19 protein-coding genes are annotated in these 25,525 nt (G+C 58.5%); 16 read left to right on the plus strand and 3 right to left on the minus strand.

Annotated elements, in window-relative coordinates:
* Positions 1 to 110: 110 nt before the first annotated feature.
* From CKW14_RS23400 to CKW14_RS23450, 11 genes are all read left to right on the plus strand, one after another.
* Positions 111 to 2,924, plus strand: a complete 2,814-nt coding sequence (locus CKW14_RS23400) for an LPS-assembly protein LptD (protein WP_095126217.1) — start codon at positions 111 to 113, stop codon at positions 2,922 to 2,924.
* Positions 2,899 to 4,221: a peptidylprolyl isomerase SurA gene (surA, locus tag CKW14_RS23405; RefSeq protein WP_176471329.1), complete on the plus strand. Its 1,323-nt coding sequence runs from the start codon at positions 2,899 to 2,901 to the stop codon at positions 4,219 to 4,221. Before CKW14_RS23400 ends, surA begins: the two co-directional genes overlap by 26 nt.
* Entirely contained in the window at positions 4,218 to 5,207 is a 990-nt protein-coding gene (pdxA, locus tag CKW14_RS23410) for a 4-hydroxythreonine-4-phosphate dehydrogenase PdxA (RefSeq protein WP_095050315.1), read from the plus strand. The genes surA and pdxA overlap by 4 nt, the downstream gene beginning before the upstream one ends.
* Positions 5,204 to 6,022, plus strand: a complete 819-nt coding sequence (gene rsmA / locus CKW14_RS23415; RefSeq protein WP_095122616.1) for a 16S rRNA (adenine(1518)-N(6)/adenine(1519)-N(6))-dimethyltransferase RsmA — start codon at positions 5,204 to 5,206, stop codon at positions 6,020 to 6,022. Before pdxA ends, rsmA begins: the two co-directional genes overlap by 4 nt.
* A gap of 113 nt (positions 6,023 to 6,135) precedes the next feature.
* Positions 6,136 to 6,516, plus strand: a complete 381-nt coding sequence (gene apaG / locus CKW14_RS23420; RefSeq protein WP_095050313.1) for a Co2+/Mg2+ efflux protein ApaG — start codon at positions 6,136 to 6,138, stop codon at positions 6,514 to 6,516.
* Complete coding sequence (locus CKW14_RS23425; RefSeq protein WP_095126218.1) at positions 6,516 to 7,397, plus strand: symmetrical bis(5'-nucleosyl)-tetraphosphatase; 882 nt, start codon at positions 6,516 to 6,518, stop codon at positions 7,395 to 7,397. The genes apaG and CKW14_RS23425 overlap by 1 nt, the downstream gene beginning before the upstream one ends.
* A 33-nt stretch (positions 7,398 to 7,430) precedes the next feature.
* Positions 7,431 to 7,760: a thiosulfate sulfurtransferase GlpE gene (gene glpE, locus CKW14_RS23430; protein WP_095126219.1), complete on the plus strand. Its 330-nt coding sequence runs from the start codon at positions 7,431 to 7,433 to the stop codon at positions 7,758 to 7,760.
* 297 nt (positions 7,761 to 8,057) lie between these two features.
* Positions 8,058 to 9,980 carry a PrkA family serine protein kinase gene (locus CKW14_RS23435; RefSeq protein WP_007910115.1) on the plus strand — a complete coding sequence of 641 codons (1,923 nt, stop codon included), beginning with the start codon at positions 8,058 to 8,060 and terminating at the stop codon, positions 9,978 to 9,980.
* A 121-nt stretch (positions 9,981 to 10,101) separates the two neighbouring features.
* Positions 10,102 to 11,373: a YeaH/YhbH family protein gene (locus tag CKW14_RS23440; protein ID WP_007910114.1), complete on the plus strand. Its 1,272-nt coding sequence runs from the start codon at positions 10,102 to 10,104 to the stop codon at positions 11,371 to 11,373.
* Positions 11,370 to 12,932 (plus strand): SpoVR family protein, encoded by a 1,563-nt coding sequence (locus CKW14_RS23445; RefSeq protein WP_093441957.1) that lies wholly within the window; start codon positions 11,370 to 11,372, stop codon positions 12,930 to 12,932. The genes CKW14_RS23440 and CKW14_RS23445 overlap by 4 nt, the downstream gene beginning before the upstream one ends.
* 63 nt (positions 12,933 to 12,995) lie before the next feature.
* Complete coding sequence (locus CKW14_RS23450; RefSeq protein WP_095126220.1) at positions 12,996 to 14,219, plus strand: multifunctional CCA addition/repair protein; 1,224 nt, start codon at positions 12,996 to 12,998, stop codon at positions 14,217 to 14,219.
* Positions 14,220 to 14,310: 91 nt separating this feature from the next.
* Here the strand turns inward: CKW14_RS23450 and folK are convergent, their stop codons facing one another.
* Both folK and folB read right to left on the minus strand, forming a co-directional pair.
* The gene (folK, locus tag CKW14_RS23455) at positions 14,311 to 14,826 is read right to left on the minus strand and encodes a 2-amino-4-hydroxy-6-hydroxymethyldihydropteridine diphosphokinase (protein ID WP_095050309.1); all 516 of its coding nucleotides are present in this window, start codon (positions 14,824 to 14,826) and stop codon (positions 14,311 to 14,313) included.
* Entirely contained in the window at positions 14,817 to 15,173 is a 357-nt protein-coding gene (gene folB / locus CKW14_RS23460) for a dihydroneopterin aldolase (protein ID WP_064390789.1), read from the minus strand. The genes folK and folB overlap by 10 nt, the downstream gene beginning before the upstream one ends.
* Before the next feature lie 74 nt (positions 15,174 to 15,247).
* Between folB and plsY the strand changes: the two genes are divergently transcribed.
* Positions 15,248 to 15,817, plus strand: coding sequence for a glycerol-3-phosphate 1-O-acyltransferase PlsY (gene plsY / locus CKW14_RS23465; protein WP_095050308.1), 570 nt, complete (start codon positions 15,248 to 15,250; stop codon positions 15,815 to 15,817).
* A gap of 23 nt (positions 15,818 to 15,840) precedes the next feature.
* Here plsY and tsaD read toward each other — a convergent pair whose 3' ends face one another.
* Entirely contained in the window at positions 15,841 to 16,866 is a 1,026-nt protein-coding gene (tsaD, locus tag CKW14_RS23470; protein ID WP_093441977.1) for a tRNA (adenosine(37)-N6)-threonylcarbamoyltransferase complex transferase subunit TsaD, read from the minus strand.
* Between the two features lie 199 nt (positions 16,867 to 17,065).
* On the opposite strand from tsaD, the gene rpsU reads away from it, so the two are divergent.
* From rpsU to CKW14_RS23495, 4 genes are all read left to right on the plus strand, one after another.
* Positions 17,066 to 17,281 carry a 30S ribosomal protein S21 gene (rpsU, locus tag CKW14_RS23475; protein WP_002551877.1) on the plus strand — a complete coding sequence of 72 codons (216 nt, stop codon included), beginning with the start codon at positions 17,066 to 17,068 and terminating at the stop codon, positions 17,279 to 17,281.
* A 486-nt stretch (positions 17,282 to 17,767) separates the two neighbouring features.
* Positions 17,768 to 19,732, plus strand: coding sequence for a DNA primase (gene dnaG, locus CKW14_RS23480; RefSeq protein ID WP_093441982.1), 1,965 nt, complete (start codon positions 17,768 to 17,770; stop codon positions 19,730 to 19,732).
* Positions 19,733 to 19,799: 67 nt separating this feature from the next.
* Complete coding sequence (gene rpoD / locus CKW14_RS23490; RefSeq protein ID WP_093441990.1) at positions 19,800 to 21,644, plus strand: RNA polymerase sigma factor RpoD; 1,845 nt, start codon at positions 19,800 to 19,802, stop codon at positions 21,642 to 21,644.
* 126 nt (positions 21,645 to 21,770) lie between these two features.
* Positions 21,771 to 25,517: a bifunctional diguanylate cyclase/phosphodiesterase gene (locus tag CKW14_RS23495; protein WP_095126221.1), complete on the plus strand. Its 3,747-nt coding sequence runs from the start codon at positions 21,771 to 21,773 to the stop codon at positions 25,515 to 25,517.
* The last annotated feature ends 8 nt before the right edge of the window (positions 25,518 to 25,525 follow it).

Below are 25,525 nucleotides of genomic sequence, written 5' to 3' on the forward strand. Positions count from 1 at the left end.
CTAGCCGTCAAGCGGGTCATGCTTTATTATCCAGCATCTTTTTCAGACCATCGAGAGGCGTGCGGCCCACACCGCGGGCAGATGGCACGCAGGAAGCCCGGACTAATAAGATGGCATTGAAATCCCCCGCGTTTCGTAAAAAATTTCCGTTGTTGGTAACCGGCAGTCTGCTGGCTATGCAACCTCTGGCCAGTCAATTCGTTGTTGCCGCCGAGCAGTATGACTGCTCCGTCTCGGCTTCGGGTGGTTGGGCCTGTGCGCCCAAATCAACCGCTGCTGCGTTGCCGCCGCGTCCGGTGCATGACGGCAGTGCCGTCAGTGCTACGGGCGAAGCGGCGACCGAGAACGGTTCGGCTGCCGACACAGCGCCTAAAACGGCGCTGGTCACCGAAGCCAAGGGCCGCGGTTTGAAATCCCGTAGCGAAGACTTCAGTCACCTCGACTGGGTTCCGCGCGAGAAGCTCACCGCCGCCCAATTGGCCGAGACCGGGCCTTACTGCTCTGGTGCCTATATCGAACCGATTCGTCCTGGCATGAATGACAAGACGAACAAAAGCGATGCTCCGACCTTTATCGGCGCAAAAGCCTCGCGCTATAACACCGATGATCAAGTCGGTACGCTGGCCGGTGATGTTGTCCTGCGTCAGGGCAGCATGCAGGTCGAATCCGACGAGGCCAGCCTGTATCAGGCCGAGAGCCGCGCCGAACTCAATGGCGATGTACGTATCCGCGACAACGGCGCGCTGATTGTCGGCGACCACGCCGATGTGCAGCTCGACACCGGTGAAGCCAAGGTCGACAACGCCGAATACGTGATGCACAAATCGCGCATCCGCGGTAACGCGCTGTACGCCAAGCGTGCCGAAAACGCGATCATCCGCCTGAAGGACGGCACGTACACCACGTGCGAACCGAACAGCAACGCCTGGCAGCTCAAGGGCAACAACATCACCTTGAACCCGGCCACCGGTTTCGGTACCGCGACCAACGTGACGCTGCGCGTAAAAGACATTCCGATTCTGTACACGCCGTACATCTACTTCCCGATCGACGACCGTCGTCAGTCGGGCTTCCTGCCGCCGACCATCGGCAGCGGCAGCGATACCGGCTTCATGCTGGTGACCCCGTACTACTTCAACCTGGCGCCGAACTATGACGCCACGTTGTACCCGCGCTACATGAGCAAGCGTGGCATGTTGGTGGAGGGTGAGTTCCGTTACCTGACCAAGTCGAGTGAAGGTCAGTTTGGTGCGGCGTATCTGAACGATGACGATACCGAGCGCAGCAAGCAGACCGACTACGAAAAAACCCGCTACATGTACAACTGGCAGCACAAGGGTGGTCTCGACTCCCGTGTGCTCACCGAAGTCGACTACACCAAGATCAGCGATCCTTATTACTTCCAGGATCTGCAGACTGACCAGATTGGCGTGAAATCCAGCGACTTCGTGAACCAGCAGGGCGCGGTTACTTATCGTGGCGACAGCTATACCGCTCGCTTGAATGCTCAGCAGTACCAATTGGCTACTGTTTCGAACATCACGCCGTATGGTCGTCTGCCGCAGATCACCTTCAATGGTCAGCTGCCGTATCATCCGGAAGGTTTGAATTTCGATTACGAGACCGAGATTGTGCGGTTTGATCGTGATTTGAAAACTGGCAACTTCATCGATGAAAACGGTAACGCGTCACCGCGTCTGGATACCAACGTTCAAGGCCTGGCCCGTGCCAACGGCGACCGTCTGAATTTGAAGCCGGGTGTCAGCCTGCCGATGAACTGGACCTATGGCTTCTTGAAGCCATCGCTGAAGTATCAGTACACCCAGTATCAGCTGGATCTGGACGGTACCGGTAAGTCGCAGATCGTTGCTCAGCAGAATGCTGCAGCTGCGGCAGGCACCGACTACGTAGGTGGCAAGTTCGGTAGCAATCAGAACCGTGGCGTGCCAATCGCCAGCATCGACAGCGGCCTCTACTTCGACCGCAACACGTCTTTCTTCGGCAAGAACTACCGTCAGACGCTGGAACCGCGACTGTTCTACCTCTACGTGCCCGAGGAGAATCAGGAAGACATTCCTGTATTCGACACCAGCGAGTACACCTTCAACTACTCGTCGCTGTTCCGTGACAACCGCTTCTCCGGCTCCGACCGTGTCGGCGACGAGAACAAACTGTCGCTGGGCGTGACCAGCCGCTGGATTGAAGACGACGGTTTCGAACGTCAACGCATCAGTGTCGGCCAGGCTCTGTACTTCAAGGATCGCGAAGTTCAACTGCCAGGTATCGATGCCAAAACCCGTGACGACGCGAAATCCAACGTTTCGCCATATGCACTGGAATACGAATACCGCTGGAACCGCGATTGGCGCACCACGGCCGACTACAACTGGGATCCGGACAGCCGCAGCCCACGTTCCGGCAGCGCGATGTTCCACTACCAGCCTGAAGACAACCCGAACAAGGTTATCAACGCCGGCTACCGCTATCGCAATGACCAGGTCCGTTATGACCAAAACACCGGCAAATGGTCGGTGGGTGGTGGTGACTACGGCACTCCGGGCACACCTGGCTACGTGAAGGACTACTACAAGATCCAGCAGCATGACTTCTCGGTTATCTGGCCGATCGTTCCACAGTGGAACGCGATCAGCCGCTGGCAGTATGACTACAACCGTAACCGTACCTTGGAAGCCTTCGGTGGTTTCGAGTACGACAACTGCTGCTGGAAACTGCGCCTGATCAACCGTTACTGGGTTTCCTATGACGAGTTCAGCCAGGAAGCTCCGCAAAACGAAAAAGGCGACCATGGCGTCTTCCTCCAAATTGTTCTGAAGGGACTCGGCGGCCTCACTGGCGCCAAGGTAGAGAGCTTCCTCGACAAAGGCATTCAAGGTTATCGTGAACGTGAAGACCAAGCTTTCTGATTGTCTGCGCCCGCTGATGCTGGGCGCGCTGTTCCTGGGTACTGCGGCGAACGCCGCAGTTCAATCCATCGACAAAGTGGTAGCGATCGTCGACAACGATGTGGTCATGCAGAGCCAACTGGATCAACGCGTCCACGAAGTACAGCAGACCATCGCCAAGCGTGGCGGCGGCTTGCCGCCTCCTGGCGTACTGGATCAACAGGTGCTTGAGCGCCTGATCGTCGAAAACCTGCAACTGCAGATCGGCGAACGCTCCGGCATCCGCATCACCGATGAAGAACTGAACCAGGCGGTCGGCACCATTGCCCAGCGCAATAACATGTCGGTTGAGCAGTTCCGTGCTGCTCTGGCTCGCGACGGCCTGAACTATGACGACGCCCGCGATCAGATCAAACGCGAGATGATCATCAGCCGCGTGCGTCAGCGTCGCGTGGCAGAACGCATTCAGGTTTCCGAGCAGGAAGTGAAGAACTTCCTCGCTTCCGACCTGGGCAAAATGCAACTGTCCGAAGAGCTGCACCTGGCCAACATCCTGATCCCGACGCCGGAAAGCGCCAACTCTGAAGCGATTCAGAGCGCTGCCCGTCAGGCCATGGAGGTTTACCAGCAACTCAAGCAAGGCGCTGACTTCGGCCAGATGGCCGTTGCCAAATCCGGCAGCGACAACGCACTGGAAGGCGGCGACATGGGCTGGCGTAAAGCCGCGCAACTGCCTCCGCCGTTCGACCGCGAGTTGAGCAGCATGGCTGTTGGCGACATCACTCAACCTGCACGCACGCCGGGTGGTTTCATCATCCTCAAGCTGCTGGCAAAACGTGGTGGCGAAGCGCAGATGCGCGACGAAGTGCATGTACGTCACATTCTGGTTAAGCCGAGCCCGATTCGCGATGAAGCGAAGACCAAGGCACTGGTTCAATCCTTGTACGAGCGCATTCTGGCCGGTGAAGATTTTGCCACTCTGGCGAAAAGCTATTCCGAAGACCCGGGCTCGGCGCTCAACGGCGGCGACCTGAACTGGATCGATCCAAATGCACTGGTTCCGGAATTCCGCGAAGTGATGGCCAAGACCCCACAAGGTCAGCTGTCCAAGCCATTCCAGACTCAATATGGCTGGCACGTTCTGGAAGTCCTTGGCCGTCGCGCCACCGACAGCACTGAACAGGCCCGCGAGCAGCAAGCCATGACCGTACTGCGTAACCGCAAATACGACGAAGAGCTGCAAACCTGGCTGCGTCAGATCCGTGACGAAGCGTACGTAGAGATCAAACTCCCTGGTGCAGACCAGGCAGCGCAGTGAAACCCCAGCGTTTCGCGCTGACACCCGGCGAACCAGCCGGCATCGGTCCCGACCTGTGCCTGCTGCTCGCCTCGCAAGCCCAGCCACATCCCCTGATTGCCATCACCAGCCGCGACCTGCTCTCCGAGCGGGCCGCGCAGCTGGGGCTGGCCGTCAACTTGCTGGATATCGGCCCGAATCACTGGCCGGACGCCCCGGCACCCGCAGGCAGCCTGTATGTCTGGGATACGCCGCTGAGCGCCCCCGTGGTTGCCGGGCAACTGGATAAGGCCAACGCTGCGTTCGTCCTCGAAACCCTGACCCGCGCCGGCAACGGCTGCCTCAACGGCGACTTCGCCGGGATGATTACCGCCCCTGTACACAAAGGCGTGATCAACGAGTCGGGCATCGCGTTCTCCGGACACACCGAATTCCTCGCCGACCTGACTCACACCGCCCAAGTGGTGATGATGCTCGCCACCCGTGGCTTGCGCGTGGCGCTGGTCACCACTCACCTGCCCCTGCGCGAGATTGCCGATGCGATCACACCAGAACGGCTGGAGCGGGTCACACGGATTCTGCACAGCGACCTGCAAAACAAATTCGGCATCGCCCAGCCACGCATCCTCGTCTGCGGACTCAACCCGCACGCCGGTGAAGGCGGACACCTGGGCCATGAAGAAATCGACATCATTGAACCGACATTAGAGCGCCTGCGCGGCGAGGGCATGGACCTTCGTGGCCCGCTGCCTGCCGACACTCTGTTTACCCCCAAATATCTGGAGCACTGCGACGCAGTGCTGGCGATGTACCACGACCAGGGTTTGCCTGTGCTTAAGTACAAAGGCTTCGGCGCTGCCGTCAACGTGACCCTTGGTCTGCCGATCATCCGCACGTCGGTCGATCACGGCACCGCCCTGGATCTGGCCGGCAGCGGCAAGATCGATACCGGCAGCCTGCAAGTCGCCCTGGAAACCGCCTACCAGATGGCCGAGACCCGTTTATGACCGAGCAATACCAACACAAGGCGCGCAAACGCTTTGGCCAGAACTTCCTGCACGATGCCGGCGTCATCGACCGCATCCTGCGCTCCATCAGCGCCAAGTCTGAAGATCGCCTGCTGGAAATCGGCCCGGGCCAGGGCGCACTGACCGCCGGCCTGCTCAACTCCGGCGCACAACTCGACGTGGTGGAACTGGACAAGGATCTGATCCCGATCCTCAACCAGCAGTTTGCCGGAAAGAGCAACTTCAACCTGCATCAGGGCGATGCACTGAAGTTCGACTTCAACACGCTCAACGCCGCGCCAAACAGCCTGCGTGTGGTTGGCAACCTGCCGTACAACATCTCCACGCCGCTGATTTTTCACCTGCTGAACAATGCCGGCATCATTCGCGACATGCACTTCATGCTGCAGAAAGAAGTGGTTGAGCGTCTGGCCGCAGGCCCTGGCGGTGGTGACTGGGGTCGCCTGTCGATCATGGTTCAGTACCATTGCCGTGTGGAACACCTGTTCAACGTTGGTCCGGGTGCGTTCAACCCGCCGCCGAAGGTCGACTCGGCCATCGTCCGCTTGGTGCCGCACGCCGTACTGCCGCACCCGGCCAAGGATCACAAGCTGCTGGAGCGCGTTGTGCGCGAAGCGTTCAACCAACGCCGCAAGACCTTGCGCAACACTCTCAAGCAACTGCTCAGCAATGCCGAGATCGAAGCCGCCGGCGTCGATGGCAGCTTGCGTCCGGAGCAACTGGATCTGGCCGCGTTCGTACGTCTGGCCGACCAGCTCGCGGTACAAGTCCCGGCCTCCCCCGCCGCCGACTGATAAACGATGAACGCTATCGGGCAGGACGCCACTCTGGTTTACTGCCCGATACTTGCCTAGACTGAATCCCCATCAGCTACGCCCCGCGTTCCGCTTCGTTTAAGGCCTCTTGCATGTCCGATTCCCGTTACCAGGTCGATGTCAGCGTCGTCACCCGCTATCTGGCAGACCAATCGCAACCCGAGCACGACCGCTTCGCCTTCGCCTACACCATCACTGTGCAGAACAATGGCGCAATCCCTGCCAAGCTACTTTCGCGGCACTGGGTGATCACCGACGGTGATGGTCATGTAGAGGAAGTCCGCGGCGCTGGCGTGGTCGGCCAGCAACCGTTGATCGATGCCGGCAAAAGCCACACCTACAGCAGCGGCACAGTGATGACCACCAAGGTCGGCACCATGCAAGGCACTTACCAAATGGTCGCCGACGACGGTAAACATTTCGACGCCATCATCAAGCCGTTCCGCCTCGCCGTGCCCGGGTCTTTGCACTGATGGCGACGTATGCCGTCGGCGACCTGCAGGGCTGCCTCGAACCGCTGAAATGCCTGCTCAAGCAAGTGGCGTTCGACCCACAGCTTGATCGACTGTGGCTGGTCGGTGACCTGGTCAACCGTGGCCCGCAATCACTGGAAACCCTGCGTTTTCTATATCGCATGCGTGAATCGCTGGTCTGCGTGCTCGGTAACCACGACCTGCATTTGCTGGCAGCGGCTAGAAATATCGAGCGCTTGAAGAAGTCCGACACCCTGCGCGAGATTCTCGATGCCCCGGACAGCGCGGAACTGCTGGAGTGGGTACGCCAACAAAAGCTCATGCACTACGACGAGCAGCGCGATGTCGCCATGGTTCACGCTGGCATTCCACCGCAATGGTCGCTGAGCCGCGCACTGAAGTGCGCCGCCGAAGTCGAAACGGCCCTGCGAGACGACAACATGCTGCTCGCCTACCTCGACGGCATGTACGGCAACGATCCGGCGAAATGGGACAACGATCTCAAAGGCGTGACACGCTTGCGCGTCATCACCAACTACTTCACCCGCATGCGCTTCTGCACCGCCGAAGGCAAACTCGACCTCAAGAGCAAGGAAGGCCTCGACACAGCACCCGCCGGATATAAACCGTGGTTTCAGCACAAGGATCGCAAGACCAAAGGCCTGCGCATCATCTTCGGCCACTGGGCGGCACTCGAAGGCAATATCCATGAGCCAGGTATCTCGGCGCTCGACACCGGTTGTGTCTGGGGCGGCAGCCTAACCCTGATGAATGTCGACAGCGGCGAACGGCTGTCGTGCAAATGCGACGAACACGGCGGACTCGCGCCAACTGTCGCACCACTTATCCCCGAAACTTCGCCAGTCAGCGCACCGCGCTAGACTGCGCTTTCAGCCGAGCAACAGGAACCCGCCATGAGCGAATTCAAACGAATCCCCCCGGAACAGGCCCAGGCCCTGCGTGAACAAGGTGCTGTCGTGGTCGACGTACGCGACCCGGCGACTTTCGCCGCGCTGCACATCAGCGGCTCGAAGCATCTGGACGACCATTCCCTGCACGCTTTCATTCAAGGCGCTGACCTTGATGCGCCGACCGTCGTCGTCTGCTACCACGGCAACTCCAGCCAGGGTGCTGCGGCCTACCTGATCAGCCAAGGCTTCTCCGACGTCTACAGCATGGACGGCGGCTTCGAGCTGTGGCGTACGACTTATCCTGCGGAAACCGCGCAAGGCACCGCCGAATAATTTTTTTGTCACGCGCAGGCCCCGGCTGCCGTGGGCCCGCGCTGGCAGACGAACGGTCTTGCCACAACTAATTACGTATCTCGCCTTTACCTCCCGAATTCCCAACTATCCTTAAGCCCAGGCCATCCAAAACAGGGGAGAGCCGGTACACCGGCGCACGGGTCATCGGGAGTGACTTTCACGATTGTCGATCGTGAAAGTGTTCTGGGGGGTAAACAAACAGCTGCCTAAACGGTTGTTTGCCAGCATCGACTGAGTGATCCGGCGTCGGCTCCACGTATCGAGCGAGGTGACGTCATGAGTATCTTTAGCCACTTCCAACAACGCTTCGAGTCCACACGCCAGGAAGAACTCTCGCTGCAAGAGTACCTGGAGCTGTGCAAAAAAGACCGGAGCGCCTACGTTTCTGCCGCCGAGCGTCTATTACTGGCCATCGGTGAACCGGAACTGCTCGACACCTCGACCAATTCGAGGCTGTCACGCATCTTCTCCAACAAGGTGATCCGTCGCTATCCGGCCTTTGAAGACTTCCACGGGATGGAAGAATGCATCGACCAGATCGTCTCGTATTTCCGCCATGCCGCCCAAGGCCTGGAAGAGAAGAAACAGATCCTTTATCTGCTCGGTCCCGTCGGTGGCGGTAAATCGTCCCTGGCCGAGAAGCTGAAACAACTGATTGAAAAAGTGCCTTTCTATGCGATCAAGGGCTCGCCGGTATTCGAATCACCACTGGGTCTGTTCAACGCAACCGAAGATGGCGCGATCCTCGAAGAAGACTTCGGTATCCCACGGCGATATCTGAACACCATCATGTCGCCATGGGCGACCAAACGCCTGGCCGAATTTGGCGGCGACATCAGCCAGTTCCGCGTGGTCAAACTGTACCCGTCGATCCTCAACCAGATCGCCGTGGCCAAGACCGAACCGGGGGACGAGAACAACCAGGACATCTCCGCACTGGTCGGCAAGGTCGACATCCGCAAACTCGAGGAATACCCACAGAACGACGCCGACGCCTACAGCTACTCCGGTGCGCTGTGCCGGGCCAACCAGGGCCTGATGGAATTCGTCGAAATGTTCAAGGCACCCATCAAGGTGCTGCACCCATTGCTGACCGCGACGCAGGAAGGCAACTACAACAGTACCGAAGGCCTCGGCGCGATTCCGTTCACCGGGATCCTGCTCGCCCACTCCAACGAATCGGAATGGCACACCTTCCGCAACAACAAGAACAACGAAGCGTTCATCGACCGGATCTATATCGTCAAAGTGCCGTACTGCCTGCGCGTCAGTGACGAAGTGAAGATCTACGACAAACTGCTGTTCAACAGCTCCCTGGCCAAAGCGCATTGCGCGCCGGACACCTTGAAGATGCTCGCACAGTTCACTGTGCTGTCGCGCCTCAAGGAGCCGGAAAACTCCAACATCTATTCGAAGATGCGCGTCTACGACGGCGAAAACCTCAAGGACACCGATCCAAAGGCCAAGTCGATCCAGGAATACCGCGACTCGGCAGGCGTCGACGAGGGCATGAACGGGCTGTCGACCCGCTTCGCGTTCAAGATCCTCTCCAAGGTCTTCAACTTCGACCCGCATGAAATCGCCGCCAACCCGGTGCATCTGCTCTATGTGCTGGAACAGCAGATCGAACAGGAGCAATTCCAGGCCGAAACCCGCGAGCGCTATCTGCGCTACCTGAAGGAATACCTAGCGCCGCGTTATATCGAATTCATCGGCAAGGAGATCCAGACCGCGTACCTCGAGTCTTACAGCGAGTACGGCCAGAACATCTTCGACCGCTACGTGCTGTACGCGGACTTCTGGATTCAGGATCAGGAATACCGCGATCCGGAAACCGGCGAGATTCTCAACCGCGTCGCGCTGAACGAAGAACTGGAGAAAATCGAAAAACCGGCCGGCATCAGCAATCCGAAGGATTTCCGCAACGAGATCGTCAACTTCGTACTGCGCGCACGGGCCAACAACAACGGCAAGAACCCGACCTGGCTCAGCTACGAGAAACTGCGGGTGGTCATCGAGAAGAAAATGTTCTCGAACACCGAGGACCTGCTGCCAGTCATCAGCTTCAATGCCAAGGCCAGCAAAGAGGATCAGCAAAAGCACAACGACTTCGTCACTCGAATGGTCGAACGCGGCTACACCGACAAACAGGTACGGCTTCTTTCCGAATGGTACCTACGGGTACGGAAGTCGCAGTGAAGCAGCTGCAAGCTTTTAGCTACGAGCTGCAAGAACAAAGCGCGTAACCCACTGATGCCCGGGAACCTGCTTTTACTTGCAGCTTGAAGCTCACAACTTGAAGCTGCCCGGAGGGCTTCCTATGAGTTATGTGATCGACCGACGTCTCAATGGCAAGAACAAGAGCACGGTAAACCGTCAGCGCTTCCTGCGGCGTTACCGTGACCACATTAAGAAGGCTGTCGAAGAGGCGGTCAGCCGGCGCTCCATTACCGATATGGAGCACGGCGAACAGATCAGTATTCCCGGTCGCGACATCGACGAACCGGTGCTTCACCACGGCCGTGGCGGCAAGCAGACCGTGGTGCATCCTGGCAACAAGGAGTTCACCGCCGGCGAACACATCGCTCGCCCGCCGGGAGGCGGTGGCGGACGCGGCCCGGGCAAGGCCGGCAACTCCGGCGAGGGCATGGACGAATTCGTCTTCCAGATCACTCAGGAAGAATTCCTCGAATTCATGTTCGAAGACCTCGAACTGCCAAACCTGGTCAAACGCAACCTGAGCGGTACCGACACCTTCAAAACCGTGCGGGCCGGGATCAGCAACGAAGGCAACCCGTCGCGGATAAATATCATCCGCACGCTGCGTTCGGCTCATGCTCGGCGCATTGCCTTGTCCGGCAGCAGCAGGGCAAAACTGCGTGAAGTGAAAGAAGAACTTGAACGTCTAAGACGCGAAGAGCCAGATAACTTCGGCGATATTCAGGAGCTCGAGGCAGAAATCGAGAAACTCAGCGCGCGCATCCATCGTGTGCCGTTCCTCGATACCTTCGACTTGAAATACAACTTGCTGATCAAACAGCCCAACCCCAGCTCGAAAGCCGTGATGTTCTGCCTGATGGACGTCTCCGGCTCCATGACCCAGGCGACCAAGGACATCGCCAAACGCTTTTTCATCCTGTTGTACCTGTTCCTGAAACGGAACTACGACAAGATCGACGTCGTGTTCATCCGCCACCACACCAGTGCCCGGGAAGTCGACGAAGAAGAGTTTTTCTATTCACGGGAAACCGGCGGCACCATCGTTTCCAGCGCCCTGAAACTGATGCAGGAGATCATGGCCGAGCGTTACCCGAGCAACGAGTGGAATATCTACGCGGCGCAGGCTTCCGATGGTGATAACTGGAACGACGACTCGCCAATCTGCCGCGACATCCTGATCAACCAGATCATGCCGTTTGTGCAGTACTACACTTATGTGGAGATTACCCCGCGCGAACATCAGGCCTTGTGGTACGAGTACGAACGCATCGCCGAAGCCTTTTCTGACACTTTTGCCCAGCAGCAACTGGTCTCGGCCGGGGATATCTATCCGGTCTTCCGTGAACTCTTCCAGCGCAGGTTAGTGACATGACCGCCAAAGAGCAGAAGCGCCAACCCATTTCCACCGGCTCCGAATGGACGTTCGAGCTGATTCAGACCTATGACCGCGAAATCGCCCGGATCGCGGCCCGCTATGCGCTGGATACCTACCCCAACCAGATTGAAGTGATCACCGCCGAGCAGATGATGGATGCGTATGCCTCGGTGGGCATGCCACTGGGCTACCACCACTGGTCCTACGGCAAACACTTCCTCAGCACGGAAAAGTCGTACAGCCGTGGGCAGATGGGCCTCGCCTACGAAATCGTGATCAACTCTGACCCGTGCATCGCCTATCTGATGGAGGAAAACACCATCTGCATGCAGGCGCTGGTAGTGGCCCATGCCTGTTACGGGCATAACAGTTTCTTCAAGGGCAATTACCTGTTCCGCACCTGGACCGACGCCAGCTCGATCATCGATTACCTGGTGTTTGCCAAGCAGTACATCATGCAGTGCGAGGAGCGTCACGGCATCGATGCAGTAGAAGACCTGCTCGACTCCTGCCATGCGTTGATGAACTACGGCGTCGACCGCTACAAACGTCCTTACCCGATTTCCGCCGAAGAAGAACGGCGTCGGCAGAAGGATCGTGAAGAGCACATGCAGAAGCAGATCAACGATCTGTGGCGCACCATTCCCAAAGGCGCGGATAAATACAGCGACAAGGATAACGCCCGCTTCCCCGCCGAGCCGCAGGAAAACATCCTGTACTTCATCGAAAAACACGCGCCGTTACTGGAACCGTGGCAGCGCGAGATCGTGCGGATCGTGCGCAAGATCGCCCAGTACTTCTACCCGCAACGCCAGACCCAAGTGATGAACGAAGGCTGGGCAACGTTCTGGCACTACACGCTGATGAACGACTTGTACGACGAAGGGCTGGTCACCGACGGCTTCATGATGGAGTTCCTCACCTCGCACACTAGTGTGGTGTTCCAGCCAGGTTTCGATAGCCCTTACTACAACGGCATCAACCCCTACGCGCTGGGTTTCGCAATGTATCGCGACATCCGGCGCATGTGTGAAGAACCTACCGAAGAGGATCGTCACTGGTTCCCGGAAATTGCCGGGAGCGACTGGCTGTCGACCATCAAATTCGCCATGAGCAGCTTCAAGGATGAGAGTTTCATCCTGCAGTATCTGTCGCCCAAGGTGATCCGTGACCTGAAACTGTTCAGCATCATGGATGACGATCAGAAGGACGACTTGTTGGTGCCTGCGATTCATGACGAACCCGGCTACCGGATCATCCGCGAAACGCTGGCCGCGCAATACAACCTCGGCAATCGTGAACCGAACGTGCAGATCTACAGCATCGATCGGCGCGGCGACCGCTCACTGACCTTGCGTCACCAACAGCACGATCGCAAACCGCTGGGAGACTCCACTGACGAAGTGCTTAAACATCTGCATCGCCTGTGGGGCTTCGATATCCATCTGGAAACCCTGCAAGGCGACCAGATCATGAAAACCCACCACGTTCCCCCCCGCAGTGAACACAGCGAAGGGGATTACGGTCGACTTGACCTTGCCGTCATTCATCTTTGATCCGGTTCCGGCCTCCGAAAGTCTGACGCAAGGGTTATTCTGTCGGGCTAACGGAGGTTTTTTATGCAGATTTTCAAGGTTGGCGGTGCCGTACGTGATCGCTTGCTGGGCAAACCAGTCACTGACATCGATTGGGTCGTAGTCGGTGCCACCACGGAAGAAATGCTCGCCCAGGGTTATCGCCCGGTCGGCGCGGATTTCCCGGTGTTTCTTCATCCCAAAAGCGGCGAGGAGTACGCCCTCGCTCGAACCGAACGCAAGAGCGGGCGCGGTTATGGCGGTTTCACTTTTCACGCCAGCCCCGAAGTGACGCTTGAAGAAGACCTGATTCGTCGCGACCTGACCATCAACGCCATGGCCGAGGACAATGAGCACAATCTGACCGATCCCTACCATGGCCAGCGCGATCTGGAAGCCCGGATTCTGCGCCACGTTTCTCCGGCGTTCGCCGAAGATCCCCTCCGTGTATTGCGGGTTGCCCGTTTCGCAGCGCGCTATGCCGGGCTGGGTTTTACCGTCGCACCGGAGACGCTGGAATTGATGCATGAGCTCAGCGAGTCCGGTGAGCTGGAGGCGTTGACCGCCGAACGTAGCTGGAAAGAAATCTCCCGGGCACTGATGGAAGATCAGCCGCAAGTGTTCATTCAGGTGCTTCGCGACTGCGGCGCGCTGAAAGTACTGATGCCGGAAGTCGACGCGCTTTTCGGTGTGCCACAACCTGAAGCGCATCACCCGGAAATCGATACCGGCCTGCACACCCTTAGCGTCCTGGAGCAATCGGCGCGGCACAAACAACCGCTGACGGTTCGCTGGGCTTGCCTGCTGCACGATCTCGGCAAAGGTCTGACCCCGGAAGAAGAGTGGCCGCGACACATCGCCCATGAGCACACGGGGTTGAAGCTGATCAAAGCGGTCAACGAACGCTTTAAGGCACCAAAGGATTGTCAGGAGTTGGCCTTGTTAGTCGGCAAGTACCACACCCACAGCCACCGGGCGCTGGAGTTGAAGGCCTCGACGCTGCTTGACCTGCTGCAGAGTTTTGACGTGTATCGCCGACCGCAGCGGTTTGAAGAGTTTATCGCCGCATGCGAAATGGACGCCCGAGGCCGTAAAGGGCTGGAGCAGAGAAGTTATCCACAGGCGGATTATTTGCGCGGTGCGGCGAAGGCTGCGCGAGAGGTTGCGGTGCAGCCGTTGCTGGAGAAGGGATTCAAAGGGCCGGAGCTTGGCGAAGCGCTAAAGCGTGAACGGCTCAAGGCGTTGAAGGCTTACAAAGAGAACGCCTGAAGCAAGATCAGAAGATCGCAGCCTGCGGCAGCTCCCACACGGGAATATGCGTTTCTCTGCAGGACCTGCCGCAGGCTGCGATCTTTTGCTTTTAAAGATTCGGCGGGGTTAACTGCTCACCCCGCCATTCGAACGGCACTGGCGCCAGCACCTGATCAATCTGCGCTTCAGCCCACAAAGTCGCGAAGCTCTTTCCCACCCCCGGATGCACGCGATCCGGCGCAATCAGCGACAGCGGCCACAGCACAAAAGCATTTTTCAGAATCTCCGCGCGCGGCAGAACCAGTCCGTCGAAATTCCCCGCCAGATCACCATACAACAGCACGTCGATATCCAGCGGCAAGCCCTTGCGATCCGGCGCGTAACGTCCGTTATCCGCCTCAATGAATTTCAAGCGTCGGTCCAGCTCCATCAACGGCAGATCGGTATACGCCGACACCACGAAGTTGAAGAACGGCCCGCTTTTGATCCCCACCGGTTGGCTCTCGAACACCGCCGAACAGCGGATATCCACCAGAAACGTCGCCAACGCTTCAAGCCCTGCGCGCAAATGGGTTTCGCGCTCGATATTGCTACCGAGCCCGAGGTAGACCTGAGTCAGCGACATCCGCGCTCGATCTCCACACCCACGCCGCCCTTGGCAGCCGGAACGGCGCCGGGCTTGGTCAGCTTCAGGCGTACCCAAGTGATCTTGAATTCGCTCATCAGCACTTCAACCAGACGTTCGGCAAAGGTCTCGACCAGTTGAAACTGCGCTTGCTCGGCAAACGCCTGAATTCGCGTGGACACGCTGGCGTAGTCGAGCGCCAGGGTCAGGTCATCACCGGCCGCGGCCGGGCGATTATCCCAGGCGAAGCTCAGATCAAGCCGCAGGCACTGGCGGATGCCGCGCTCCCAGTCGTAGGCACCAATCACGGTGTCGACTTCCAGGCCTTCGATAAACACTCTGTCCAAGCACTTCTCTCCGCTGCACGACAAGGGCGCAATGCGCCGTTAGAATCAGGGCGTCCTCGCCCGGAATAGTTAGCATGTTTTGGTTACTGGCGACTCTCGCCTACCTGCTCGGCTCGCTGTCCTTCGCCATTTTGCTCAGCCGCCTGACCGGAAACCCGGATCCGCGAATGAGTGGCTCGGGTAATGCCGGTGCCACCAACATGCTGCGCCTGGCCGGTCGCAAACTGGCGATCCTGACCTTGCTGGGTGATCTGTGCAAAGGCCTGGTGCCGGTGCTGATCGCTTCGACTGCCGGCCTTTCGCTGCAGGATCAGGCGTGGATCGGCGTGTGCGCCGTGATCGGTCACCTGTTCCCGCTGTATTTCCGCTTCCGTGGTGGTAAAGGTGTTGCCACCGCCGCCGGCATGCTGCTGGGCCTGTATCCGCCCGCCGCGCTGCTGGCCATCTGCGCCTGGCTGCTGACGTTCTACCTGACCCGCACCAGCTCGCTGGCGGCCCTTATCGCTACGCCCCTGACCTTGCCTTTGTTGGCCTGGCAGGAACCGGAAGCGCTGCTGCCGATGAGCGCGCTGACACTGCTGATCGTCTGGCGCCACCGCGGCAATCTACGCGACCTGTTTGCCGGGCGCGAACGGCATTTTTAAATACCGGCCATGAGCGCCACTCATCACAACGCCGACAATTGCTCCATCGGCCAGCGCGCCTGCACGCTGATTGCCAGACTTTCCTGCTGACCGGCCTGCAAACGCTGGCAACCGGCAAACGCGATCATCGCGCCATTGTCGGTACAGAACTCCGGGCGCGCATAAAACACATCGCCCTTCATGTCGCCGAGCATCTTTTCCAGCGAAACACGTAACGCCTTATTGGCGCTGACGCCGCCCGCAATCACCAGACGCTTCATACCGGCCTGCTTCAGGGCACGCTTGCACTTGATGGTCAAAGTCTCCACCACGGCCTGCTGGAACGCCAGCGCGATGTCGCAACGGGCTTGCTCGCTGTCGTCCCCGGCGTTGACGCACTGCTGCCAGGCGTTGAGCGCAGAGGTTTTCAGACCACTGAAGCTGAATTGCAGACCCGGGCGATCACACATCGGACGCGGGAAGGTAAAACGTCCTGCGACGCCCTTCTCGGCCAGTTTGGCGATTTCCGGCCCCCCCGGATAATTGAGACCCATCATCTTCGCGGTTTTGTCGAATGCCTCACCAGCGGCATCATCCAGCGTCTCGCCGAGCAGACTGTATTGGCCGATGCCATCGACCTGAACCAGTTGCGTATGACCGCCGGAGACCAACAAAGCGACGAACGGGAATTCGGGCGGTTTCGGCTCCAGCATCGGCGCCAGCAAGTGGCCTTCCATGTGGTGCACGCCGAGCGCAGGAATGCCCCAGGCAAACGCCAGCGCCTGAGCGCAGGAAGCGCCGACCAGCAACGCGCCAACCAGGCCAGGACCCGCGGTGTAGGCGATCGCATCGATCTCGGTCGGCACGCAGTCGGCTTCTGCCAACACCTGACGAATCAAGGGCAGCATGCGCTTGACGTGGTCACGCGAGGCCAGCTCCGGTACCACACCGCCATAAGCGCGGTGCAGGTCGATCTGGCTGAACAGTGCGTCGGCCAGCAGGCCGCGTTCGCTGTCATATAATGCGACACCGGTTTCGTCGCAGGAGGTTTCTAATCCCAGTACTAGCATGGGTTTGCGCCTTGTTTAGGCTGAATTCGAAGGCGCGCATAATAGTCGCCGCGTGATGCCCCGACCAGCGGTTTTCGATCAGAGGCTTTGCATTCCGAGCGATGAGGGGTTAACATCCGCAACCCTTAAAAACCGACGTCTTCAAGTGCTCTTTTGCCGCGAGGATGTTGACCCCGGTAATGAATGAAGGTAGCTCTGGATGCCAGCCGTCAAAGTTAAAGAGAACGAACCCTTCGACGTAGCTCTGCGTCGTTTCAAGCGCTCCTGCGAAAAAGCCGGTGTACTGGCTGAAGTTCGTAGCCGCGAATTTTACGAGAAGCCAACTTCTGAGCGTAAGCGCAAAGCAGCAGCCGCTGTTAAGCGTCACGCCAAGAAAGTTCAGCGCGAACAGCGCCGCGCCGTTCGTCTGTACTAATACACAGACGTTCGTTGCAAGCTTCTTTGCCTAAGCCCGGCTCTCAGCCGGGCTAATGGCATTTGCGTAAAACGCTTGATGCTTCAACGTCGAAGCCGCACACGCGACCAAGACGAATCTGCTTCACACGTCAGACCTGGCTCTTTTGCCAGCGGTGCACGTCTTTTCTGACGAGCCTTTCAAGGCTACTGACGAGCACACCCACTGATTCCTCTTACGACGATCAGCCCAAGGCACCTGCATGCGTGCCCGCTTTATTGAGCTATCCGAGGCCCCTAACCGGCCGTCAGCGGATTCAGCGCAACACTTTCAAATAGTCGAAGGCTGATGAGTACTAACGTCAGTGGATTTTCGGCAGATACACTTCCCGACAGCGATTACGCAGACGACACCGGTCGAGCCGCATATTTTGCGCGCTTCAAACAATGACCCGCGTTCGGCAGCATTTCGCATCGGACTTATTACAGCGCAGACGACGAGTACGCCATGGCCGGGCTGATTCCCCAGAGCTTCATTGACGACCTGCTGAACCGCACCGACATCGTCGATGTGGTCAGTTCGCGCGTGCAATTGAAGAAGGCCGGCAAGAACTACACCGCCTGTTGCCCGTTTCACAAAGAAAAAACCCCGTCCTTCAGCGTCAGCCCCGACAAGCAGTTCTATTACTGTTTCGGCTGCGGCGCCGGCGGCAATGCCCTCGGCTTTCTCATGGATCACGACAACCTGGATTTCCCCCAGGCTGTCGAAGATCTGGCCAAAGCCGCCGGTATGGAAATCCCCCGCGAAGAAAGCGGCCGCGAGCGCAAGCCACGGCAGCCGACCGATTCGCCGCTGTATCCGCTGCTCACCGCCGCCGCCGACTTTTACCGGCAGGCGCTCAAGAGCCATCCAGCACGCAAAGCTGCGGTGGATTACCTAAAAGGACGCGGCCTGACTGGCGAGATCGCCCGGGATTTCGGCCTCGGTTTCGCGCCGCCGGGCTGGGACAATCTGTTCAAGCACTTGAGCAGCGATACATTGCAGCAGAAGGCCATGATCGACGCTGGCCTGCTGATCGAGAACGCCGAAACCGGCAAACGCTATGACCGCTTCCGCGATCGCGTAATGTTCCCGATTCGCGACACCCGCGGGCGGATCATCGCTTTCGGTGGCCGCGTACTCGGCGACGACAAGCCGAAATACCTGAACTCACCGGAAACCCCGGTATTCCATAAAGGCCAGGAACTCTACGGCCTCTATGAAGCACGCAAGAACAACCGCAACCTCGACGAAATCATCGTCGTCGAAGGCTACATGGACGTCATCGCCCTCGCACAGCAGGGGCTGAAGAATGCCGTCGCGACGCTGGGCACCGCGACCAGCGAAGAACATTTGAAGCGCCTGTTCCGCGTCGTACCGAACGTGCTGTTCTGTTTCGACGGCGACCAGGCCGGCCGCAACGCCGCCTGGCGCGCGCTCGAAGCTACGCTTTCAAGCCTGCAAGACGGCCGCCGGGCGCGCTTTTTGTTTCTGCCCGAAGGCGAAGACCCGGATACCTTGGTGCGCGCCGAAGGCACTGACGCCTTCAAGGCCCGGATCAATCAGCATGCTCAGCCACTGGCGGATTATTTCTTCCAGCAATTGACCGAAGAAGCCGATCCGCGCTCGCTCGAAGGCAAGGCCCACATGGCCACCCTCGCCGCACCACTGATCGACAAAGTGCCGGGCGCCAACCTGCGTATTCTGATGCGTCAGCGCCTGACCGAAATTACCGGCCTGAGCAGCGAAACCGTCAGTCAGCTGGCACAAAGCGCGCCACAGGAAGCGCCGCCTGCCTACGATCCGGGCATCGATTACGATGCGATGCCGGACTACAGCGACTACCATCAGCCGCAGGCACAGGACATGTATGTGCCGCAGCAGGAGTGGACGCCGAAAAAGCCCGGTGCTGGCGGCAAGAAGTGGGACAAAAAGCCCTGGGACAAGAACGGCAAACGTGGCGGTGATCGCGATCAGCAGCGCCCGCGCACACCGATTGGCGTCGAGTCGCCAACCCTGACCGCCCTGCGCACACTGCTTCATCACCCGCAATTGGCCAAGCGCGTCGAAGATGCCGGGCACATTGCGGACGAGAATCAGACCAACGCCCAGTTACTTGTGGCCCTGCTCGAAGCTGTACAGAAGAATCCCAAGCTAAACTCATTTCAGTTGATCGCGCGATGGCACGGCACTGAACAGGGACGCTTGCTCAAGGCTTTGGCAGAAAAGGAGTGGCTGATTGACGGCGATAACCTTGAACAACAGTTTTTCGACACCATTACTAGCTTGTCAGCCCGCCAACGCGAGCGAAATCTGGAACAGTTGCTCAGGAAAGCGCGTCAAAGCGAACTGAGCGTTGAAGAGAAAAACCAACTGCGCGACCTACTAAGTCGCAATGTTTCCGCATCAAACCCGACCTCAACTGGCGCGTGAGGTCATAGCTCAGGTATAATCCTCGGCTTGTTTTTTGCCCGCCAAGACCTTCAGTGGATAGGGTGTTATGTCCGGAAAAGCGCAACAGCAGTCTCGTATTATTGAGTTGATCAAACTGGGTCGTGAGCAGAAGTATCTGACTTACGCCGAGGTCAACGACCACCTGCCCGAGGATATTTCAGATCCTGAGCAGGTGGAAGACATCATCCGCATGATTAACGACATGGGGATCCCCGTACACGAGAGTGCTCCGGATGCGGACGCCCTTATGTTGGCCGACGCCGATACCGACGAGGCCGCTGCGGAAGAAGCAGCCGCCGCGTTGGCAGCGGTGGAGACCGATATCGGTCGCACCACTGACCCTGTGCGCATGTACATGCGTGAAATGGGTACGGTCGAGCTTCTGACTCGTGAAGGCGAAATCGAAATCGCCAAGCGTATCGAAGAGGGCATCCGTGAAGTGATGAGCGCAATCGCGCACTTCCCTGGCACGGTTGACCACATTCTCTCCGAGTACACCCGCGTCACCACCGAAGGTGGTCGCCTGTCCGACGTTCTGAGCGGTTATATCGACCCGGACGACGGCATTGCGCCGCCTGCCGAAGTGCCGCCGCCTGTCGAAGCCAAAGTGGCGAAAGCCGACGACGACACCGACGACGATGAAGCCGAATCTTCCGATGACGAAGAAGAAGCCGAAAGCGGTCCGGATCCGGTCATCGCTGCCCAGCGTTTCGGCGCCGTGGCTGACCAGATGGAAATCACCCGCAAGGCCCTGAAAAAGCACGGTCGCAACAACAAGGCAGCGATTGCCGAGTTGCTCGCACTGGCCGAGCTGTTCATGCCGATCAAACTGGTGCCGAAGCAATTCGAAGGCCTGGTCGAGCGTGTCCGCAGTGCCCTGGATCGTCTGCGTCAGCAAGAGCGCGCGATCATGCAACTGTGCGTACGTGATGCACGTATGCCACGCGCCGATTTCCTGCGTCAGTTCCCGAGCAACGAAGTCGACGAAAGCTGGTCCGACGCCCTGGCCAAAGGCAAGAGCAAATACGCCGAAGCCATTGGTCGCGTGCAACCGGACATCATTCGTTGCCAGCAGAAACTGATCGCGCTGGAAACCGAAACCGGTCTGACCATCGCAGAAATCAAGGATATCAACCGTCGCATGTCGATCGGTGAGGCCAAGGCCCGCCGCGCGAAGAAAGAGATGGTTGAAGCCAACCTGCGTCTGGTGATCTCGATCGCCAAGAAGTACACCAACCGTGGCCTGCAATTCCTCGATCTGATCCAGGAAGGCAACATCGGTCTGATGAAAGCGGTAGACAAGTTCGAATACCGTCGTGGTTACAAGTTCTCGACTTATGCCACCTGGTGGATCCGTCAGGCGATCACTCGCTCGATCGCCGACCAGGCCCGCACCATCCGTATTCCGGTGCACATGATCGAGACGATCAACAAGCTCAACCGCATTTCCCGGCAGATGTTGCAGGAAATGGGTCGCGAACCGACCCCGGAAGAGCTGGGCGAACGCATGGAAATGCCTGAGGACAAGATCCGCAAGGTATTGAAGATCGCTAAAGAGCCGATCTCCATGGAAACCCCGATCGGTGATGACGAAGACTCCCATCTGGGTGACTTCATCGAAGACTCGACCATGCAGTCGCCAATCGATGTCGCCACTGTTGAGAGCCTAAAAGAAGCGACTCGCGAAGTGCTGTCCGGCCTCACTGCCCGTGAAGCCAAAGTACTGCGCATGCGTTTCGGTATCGACATGAACACCGACCACACACTCGAAGAAGTGGGCAAACAGTTTGACGTAACGCGTGAGCGGATCCGTCAGATCGAAGCCAAGGCGCTGCGCAAGCTACGCCACCCGACGCGAAGCGAGCATCTGCGCTCCTTCCTCGACGAGTGATACCAGAACCCCCGGCCCAGGCCGGGGGTTTTGTTTATATGGCAGATTAAATCCTTCGCAACGCCCCTCCCCCGCATACCCCGTCTACACTCGAAACAATCATCCCCGAGCCATAACGAGAGCGTTATGCCCAGATTGGCGTCCGTGCTTTTTTTGCTGTCACTGATGATCTGGACCGCAACGGCTGACGCGCTGACTCTGACCGATGAAGAACGTAGCTGGCTGGCGGCTCACCCGGACTTGCGCCTGGGTGTCGATGCGTCGTGGCCGCCCTTTGAGTTTCGCGACGACCAGAGCCGCTATCAGGGCCTGGCTGCCGACTATATCGACGTGATTCGCCAACGCCTGGCAATCAAATTGACGCCCATCGAACCGGTGAGCTGGACGGTGGTGCTCGAACAGGTCAAATCAGGCAAGATCGACCTCCTGCCCGGCATCATGTCCACACCGGAGCGCCAGACTTACCTGTCGTTTACCCGCCCTTATCTCGACTTCCCTATCGTCATCCTCTCGCACATCGGCGGTGCACAACCGCGCAAACTTGACGACCTGTACGGCTTGAAGATCGCCGTGGTGGAAAACTACGCGCCCCACGAACTGCTGCGCACCCACCACCCCGATCTGAATCTGGTGGCCATGCCCAATGTCAGTTCGGCATTACAAGCGTTGGCGACCGACGAAGTGGACGCCGTCGTCGGCGACCTCGCCTCCAGCGTCTGGAGCCTGCGCCAGCTCAAGCTCGACGGTCTGTACGTCAGCGGCGAAACCCCATATCGCTACCAACTGGCAATGGCCGTCCCCCGTGACAACAAGATACTGGTGGGAATTCTCGACAAAGTCCTTGCTGACATGAGCTCTGATGAAATCAGCAGCATTCAGGAGCACTGGGTCGGCAACGTCCTTGATCATCGGACATTCTGGTCGGACCTGCTGATCTACGGTTTACCAGGTCTGTTGCTGTTGGTGACGATTCTCGCCGTGGTGATCCGCATCAACCGCCGCCTGAGTTCGGAAATCGCCCGACGTATCGACCTCGAACAGGAACTGCGCAGCAGCGAATACCACTATCGTGGCCTGGTCGAGAGCCTGTCGGCCATCGCCTGGGAAGCGCGGATGAGCGACTTCACCTACAGCTATGTGTCGCCCCACGCCGAAGACTTGCTTGGCTATCCACAATCGCACTGGCTGATTCCCGGGTTCTGGCACAACATTATTCACCCGGCCGACCTGACCCGTACGCAGAATTACTGCAAAGAAGCGCTTCGCCAGGGTCGCGATCACATCGTCGATTACCGCGTTATCACCGCTGATGGCCGCTGTTTGTGGGTACGCGACATCGTCAGCCTGATCGAACATGGCCACGAGCCGGTGATGCGCGGTTTGATGATCGACATCAGCGAAATCAAGCGCACTGAAGAAGCGCTGCGGCTTTCGGAACAAAAGTTCGCTTCGGTCTTCCAGCAGTGCCCGGACATTCTAGTGATTGCACGGCTGTCCGATGGCTGCCTGCTGGAGGTCAACGAAGCGTTTGAAGAACAAATCGGCTTGAAAGCCGAAGAAGTGCTGGGGCAAACCGCAACTGACCTGAATATCTGGGGGATACCCGGCGTCGGTCCCGGATTGCTGCAGCGCTTGCAGGCGGGCAGCATTCGCAATCTGGAGATGCCGTTTCGCCGCAACAATGGCCAGTTGTTCACTGGCCTGATTTCCGCCGAGCCGTTCGACCTCGATACCACCCCCGCGCTGGTTGTCGTAGTGCGCGACATCACCCAGCTCAAGGAAACCCAACAGCAACTGCAAACCTCCGAAGAGAAGTTCGCCAAAGCCTTCCACGCCTCGCCGGACGGTTTGTTATTGTCACGCCAGAGCGACGGCCTGCTGCTGGAGGTCAACGAAGGATTCAGCCGTATCACCGGTTTCAATAGCGCCATGTCGGTGGATCGCTCGGCACTGGATCTGGGAATCTGGGTCAACCTCAACGAACGCAAACAGATGCTCGATCTGTTGCATCGCGACGGCTTCGTCCGTGACTTCACCTGCCATATCCGCCGCAGTGACGGGCAGATCCGCCTCTGTGAAGTATCCAGCCGTCCGCTGCCGATTGGCGAAGATGACTGCATGCTGACCATCGCCCGCGACATTACCGAGCGGCATCTGATGCAGGAAAAACTGCAGCAGGCCGCCACCGTGTTCGAAAGTACCGCTGAAGGCGTATTGATCACCGACACCCAACAACACATCAGTGCGGTCAATCGCGCTTTCACCGAAATCACCGGCTACAGCGAAAGCGAAGCGCTCGGGCATACCCCGCGCCTGCTCGCATCCGGTCTGCACGACAGCGCATTCTACGCGGCAATGTGGCACCAGTTGACCGACGAAGGTCACTGGCAAGGCGAGATCTCCAACCGACGCAAGAACGGCGAGCTGTACCCCAGCTGGCTGACCATCAGTGCTGTGCGCAATCGCGACAAGTTCATTACCCACTTTGTCGCGGTGTTTGCCGACATCTCCAGTCTCAAGCATGCGCAAGCCAAACTCGACTATCAGGCGCACCACGACCCGCTCACCGGCCTGCCAAACCGCACGCTGTTCGAAAACCGCTTGCTGATGGCACTGAACAGTCAGCAGGAAAACGGCGGTCAGGGCGCCGTGCTGTTTCTCGATCTCGACCGCTTCAAACACATCAACGACAGCCTCGGCCATCCGGTCGGCGACCTGCTGCTCAAGGGCATCGCCGTGCGCCTGAAAGAGCAACTGCGCGATATCGATACCGTGGCGCGTCTGGGCGGTGACGAATTCATCATTCTGCTACCCGGCCTGCAACAGGCCAGCGACGCCGATAACATCGCCACCAAACTGCTCAACTGCTTTGGTGCGCCGTTCCAGGCTGGCGAACATGAGTTCTTCATCAGCGCCAGCATTGGCACCAGCCTCTACCCACGGGACGGTTGTGACGTCGCCACCTTGGTGAAAAACGCCGACGCGGCGATGTACCGCTCCAAGGCCAAGGGTCGCAACCGCGTCGAGAGCTACACCCGCGACCTCACCGCCCAGGCCAGCGAGCGCATTGCGCTTGAGCATGAACTGCGTCGGGCCATTGAACGTGATGAACTGTTCCTCTACTACCAACCGAAAATCAGCCTAGACGATCATCGCCTGGTCGGTGCCGAGGCGCTGATCCGCTGGCGTCACCCGACCTTCGGCGACGTGCCGCCAGAGCACTTCATTCCGCTGGCCGAAGAGAACGGCATGATCCTGCAGATTGGTGACTGGGTGCTCGAGACGGCGTGCCGGCAAATGTTCGAATGGGGGCAGGTCTACGACAGCCTCGGCCCGCTGTCGGTGAACCTCGCCGGTGCGCAACTGCGTCAGCCAAATCTGCTCGGACGCATCGAACAGCTACTCAACGACAACCGCCTGCAGCCGGATTTACTGCAACTGGAAATTACCGAGAATTTCATCATGAGTCAGGCTGAAGAGGCGTTGGCGGTGTTACACCAACTCAAACACCTCGGCGTTCAATTGGCGATTGATGACTTCGGCACCGGATATTCTTCGCTCAGCTACCTCAAACGGCTGCCGCTGGACATCCTCAAAATCGACCAGTCGTTTGTCCGCGGACTGCCCGACGATCCCCATGATGCGGCCATTGTCCGGGCCATCATTGCGCTGGGCCGGAGCATGCAATTCACGGTTATCGCCGAAGGTGTGGAAACCCAGGCACAACAACAATTTCTCGCCGCCGAAGGCTGTGAACAGATCCAGGGCTACATCGTCAGCCTGCCGTTACCACCAGAAGAGTTCGCCGCGACGTTTCTTCGTGTAACCGTATCGGATTATTCGGATAGCACAGCCGAGAAACCGTCGCTATAATCCGCGAC

This window comes from Pseudomonas sp. Irchel s3a12 (assembly GCF_900187485.1).
Classification (GTDB): Bacteria; Pseudomonadota; Gammaproteobacteria; order Pseudomonadales; family Pseudomonadaceae; genus Aquipseudomonas; species Aquipseudomonas neuropathica.

Bases quoted from the DNA above. Each gene is read 5' to 3' on its own strand.
- apaG (WP_095050313.1), top strand. From the start codon at position 6,136: ATGTCCGATTCCCGTTACCAGGTCGATGTCAGCGTCGTCACCCGCTAT.
- CKW14_RS23435 (WP_007910115.1), top strand. From the start codon at position 8,058: ATGAGTATCTTTAGCCACTTCCAACAACGCTTCGAGTCCACACGCCAG.
- CKW14_RS23440 (WP_007910114.1), top strand. From the start codon at position 10,102: ATGAGTTATGTGATCGACCGACGTCTCAATGGCAAGAACAAGAGCACG.
- dnaG (WP_093441982.1), top strand. From the start codon at position 17,768: ATGGCCGGGCTGATTCCCCAGAGCTTCATTGACGACCTGCTGAACCGC.
- CKW14_RS23445 (WP_093441957.1), top strand. From the start codon at position 11,370: ATGACCGCCAAAGAGCAGAAGCGCCAACCCATTTCCACCGGCTCCGAA.
- CKW14_RS23425 (WP_095126218.1), top strand. From the start codon at position 6,516: ATGGCGACGTATGCCGTCGGCGACCTGCAGGGCTGCCTCGAACCGCTG.
- CKW14_RS23495 (WP_095126221.1), top strand. From the start codon at position 21,771: ATGCCCAGATTGGCGTCCGTGCTTTTTTTGCTGTCACTGATGATCTGG.
- tsaD (WP_093441977.1), bottom strand. From the start codon at position 16,866: ATGCTAGTACTGGGATTAGAAACCTCCTGCGACGAAACCGGTGTCGCA.
- rsmA (WP_095122616.1), top strand. From the start codon at position 5,204: ATGACCGAGCAATACCAACACAAGGCGCGCAAACGCTTTGGCCAGAAC.
- CKW14_RS23400 (WP_095126217.1), top strand. From the start codon at position 111: ATGGCATTGAAATCCCCCGCGTTTCGTAAAAAATTTCCGTTGTTGGTA.
- rpsU (WP_002551877.1), top strand. From the start codon at position 17,066: ATGCCAGCCGTCAAAGTTAAAGAGAACGAACCCTTCGACGTAGCTCTG.
- glpE (WP_095126219.1), top strand. From the start codon at position 7,431: ATGAGCGAATTCAAACGAATCCCCCCGGAACAGGCCCAGGCCCTGCGT.
- CKW14_RS23450 (WP_095126220.1), top strand. From the start codon at position 12,996: ATGCAGATTTTCAAGGTTGGCGGTGCCGTACGTGATCGCTTGCTGGGC.
- folK (WP_095050309.1), bottom strand. From the start codon at position 14,826: ATGTCGCTGACTCAGGTCTACCTCGGGCTCGGTAGCAATATCGAGCGC.
- rpoD (WP_093441990.1), top strand. From the start codon at position 19,800: ATGTCCGGAAAAGCGCAACAGCAGTCTCGTATTATTGAGTTGATCAAA.
- plsY (WP_095050308.1), top strand. From the start codon at position 15,248: ATGTTTTGGTTACTGGCGACTCTCGCCTACCTGCTCGGCTCGCTGTCC.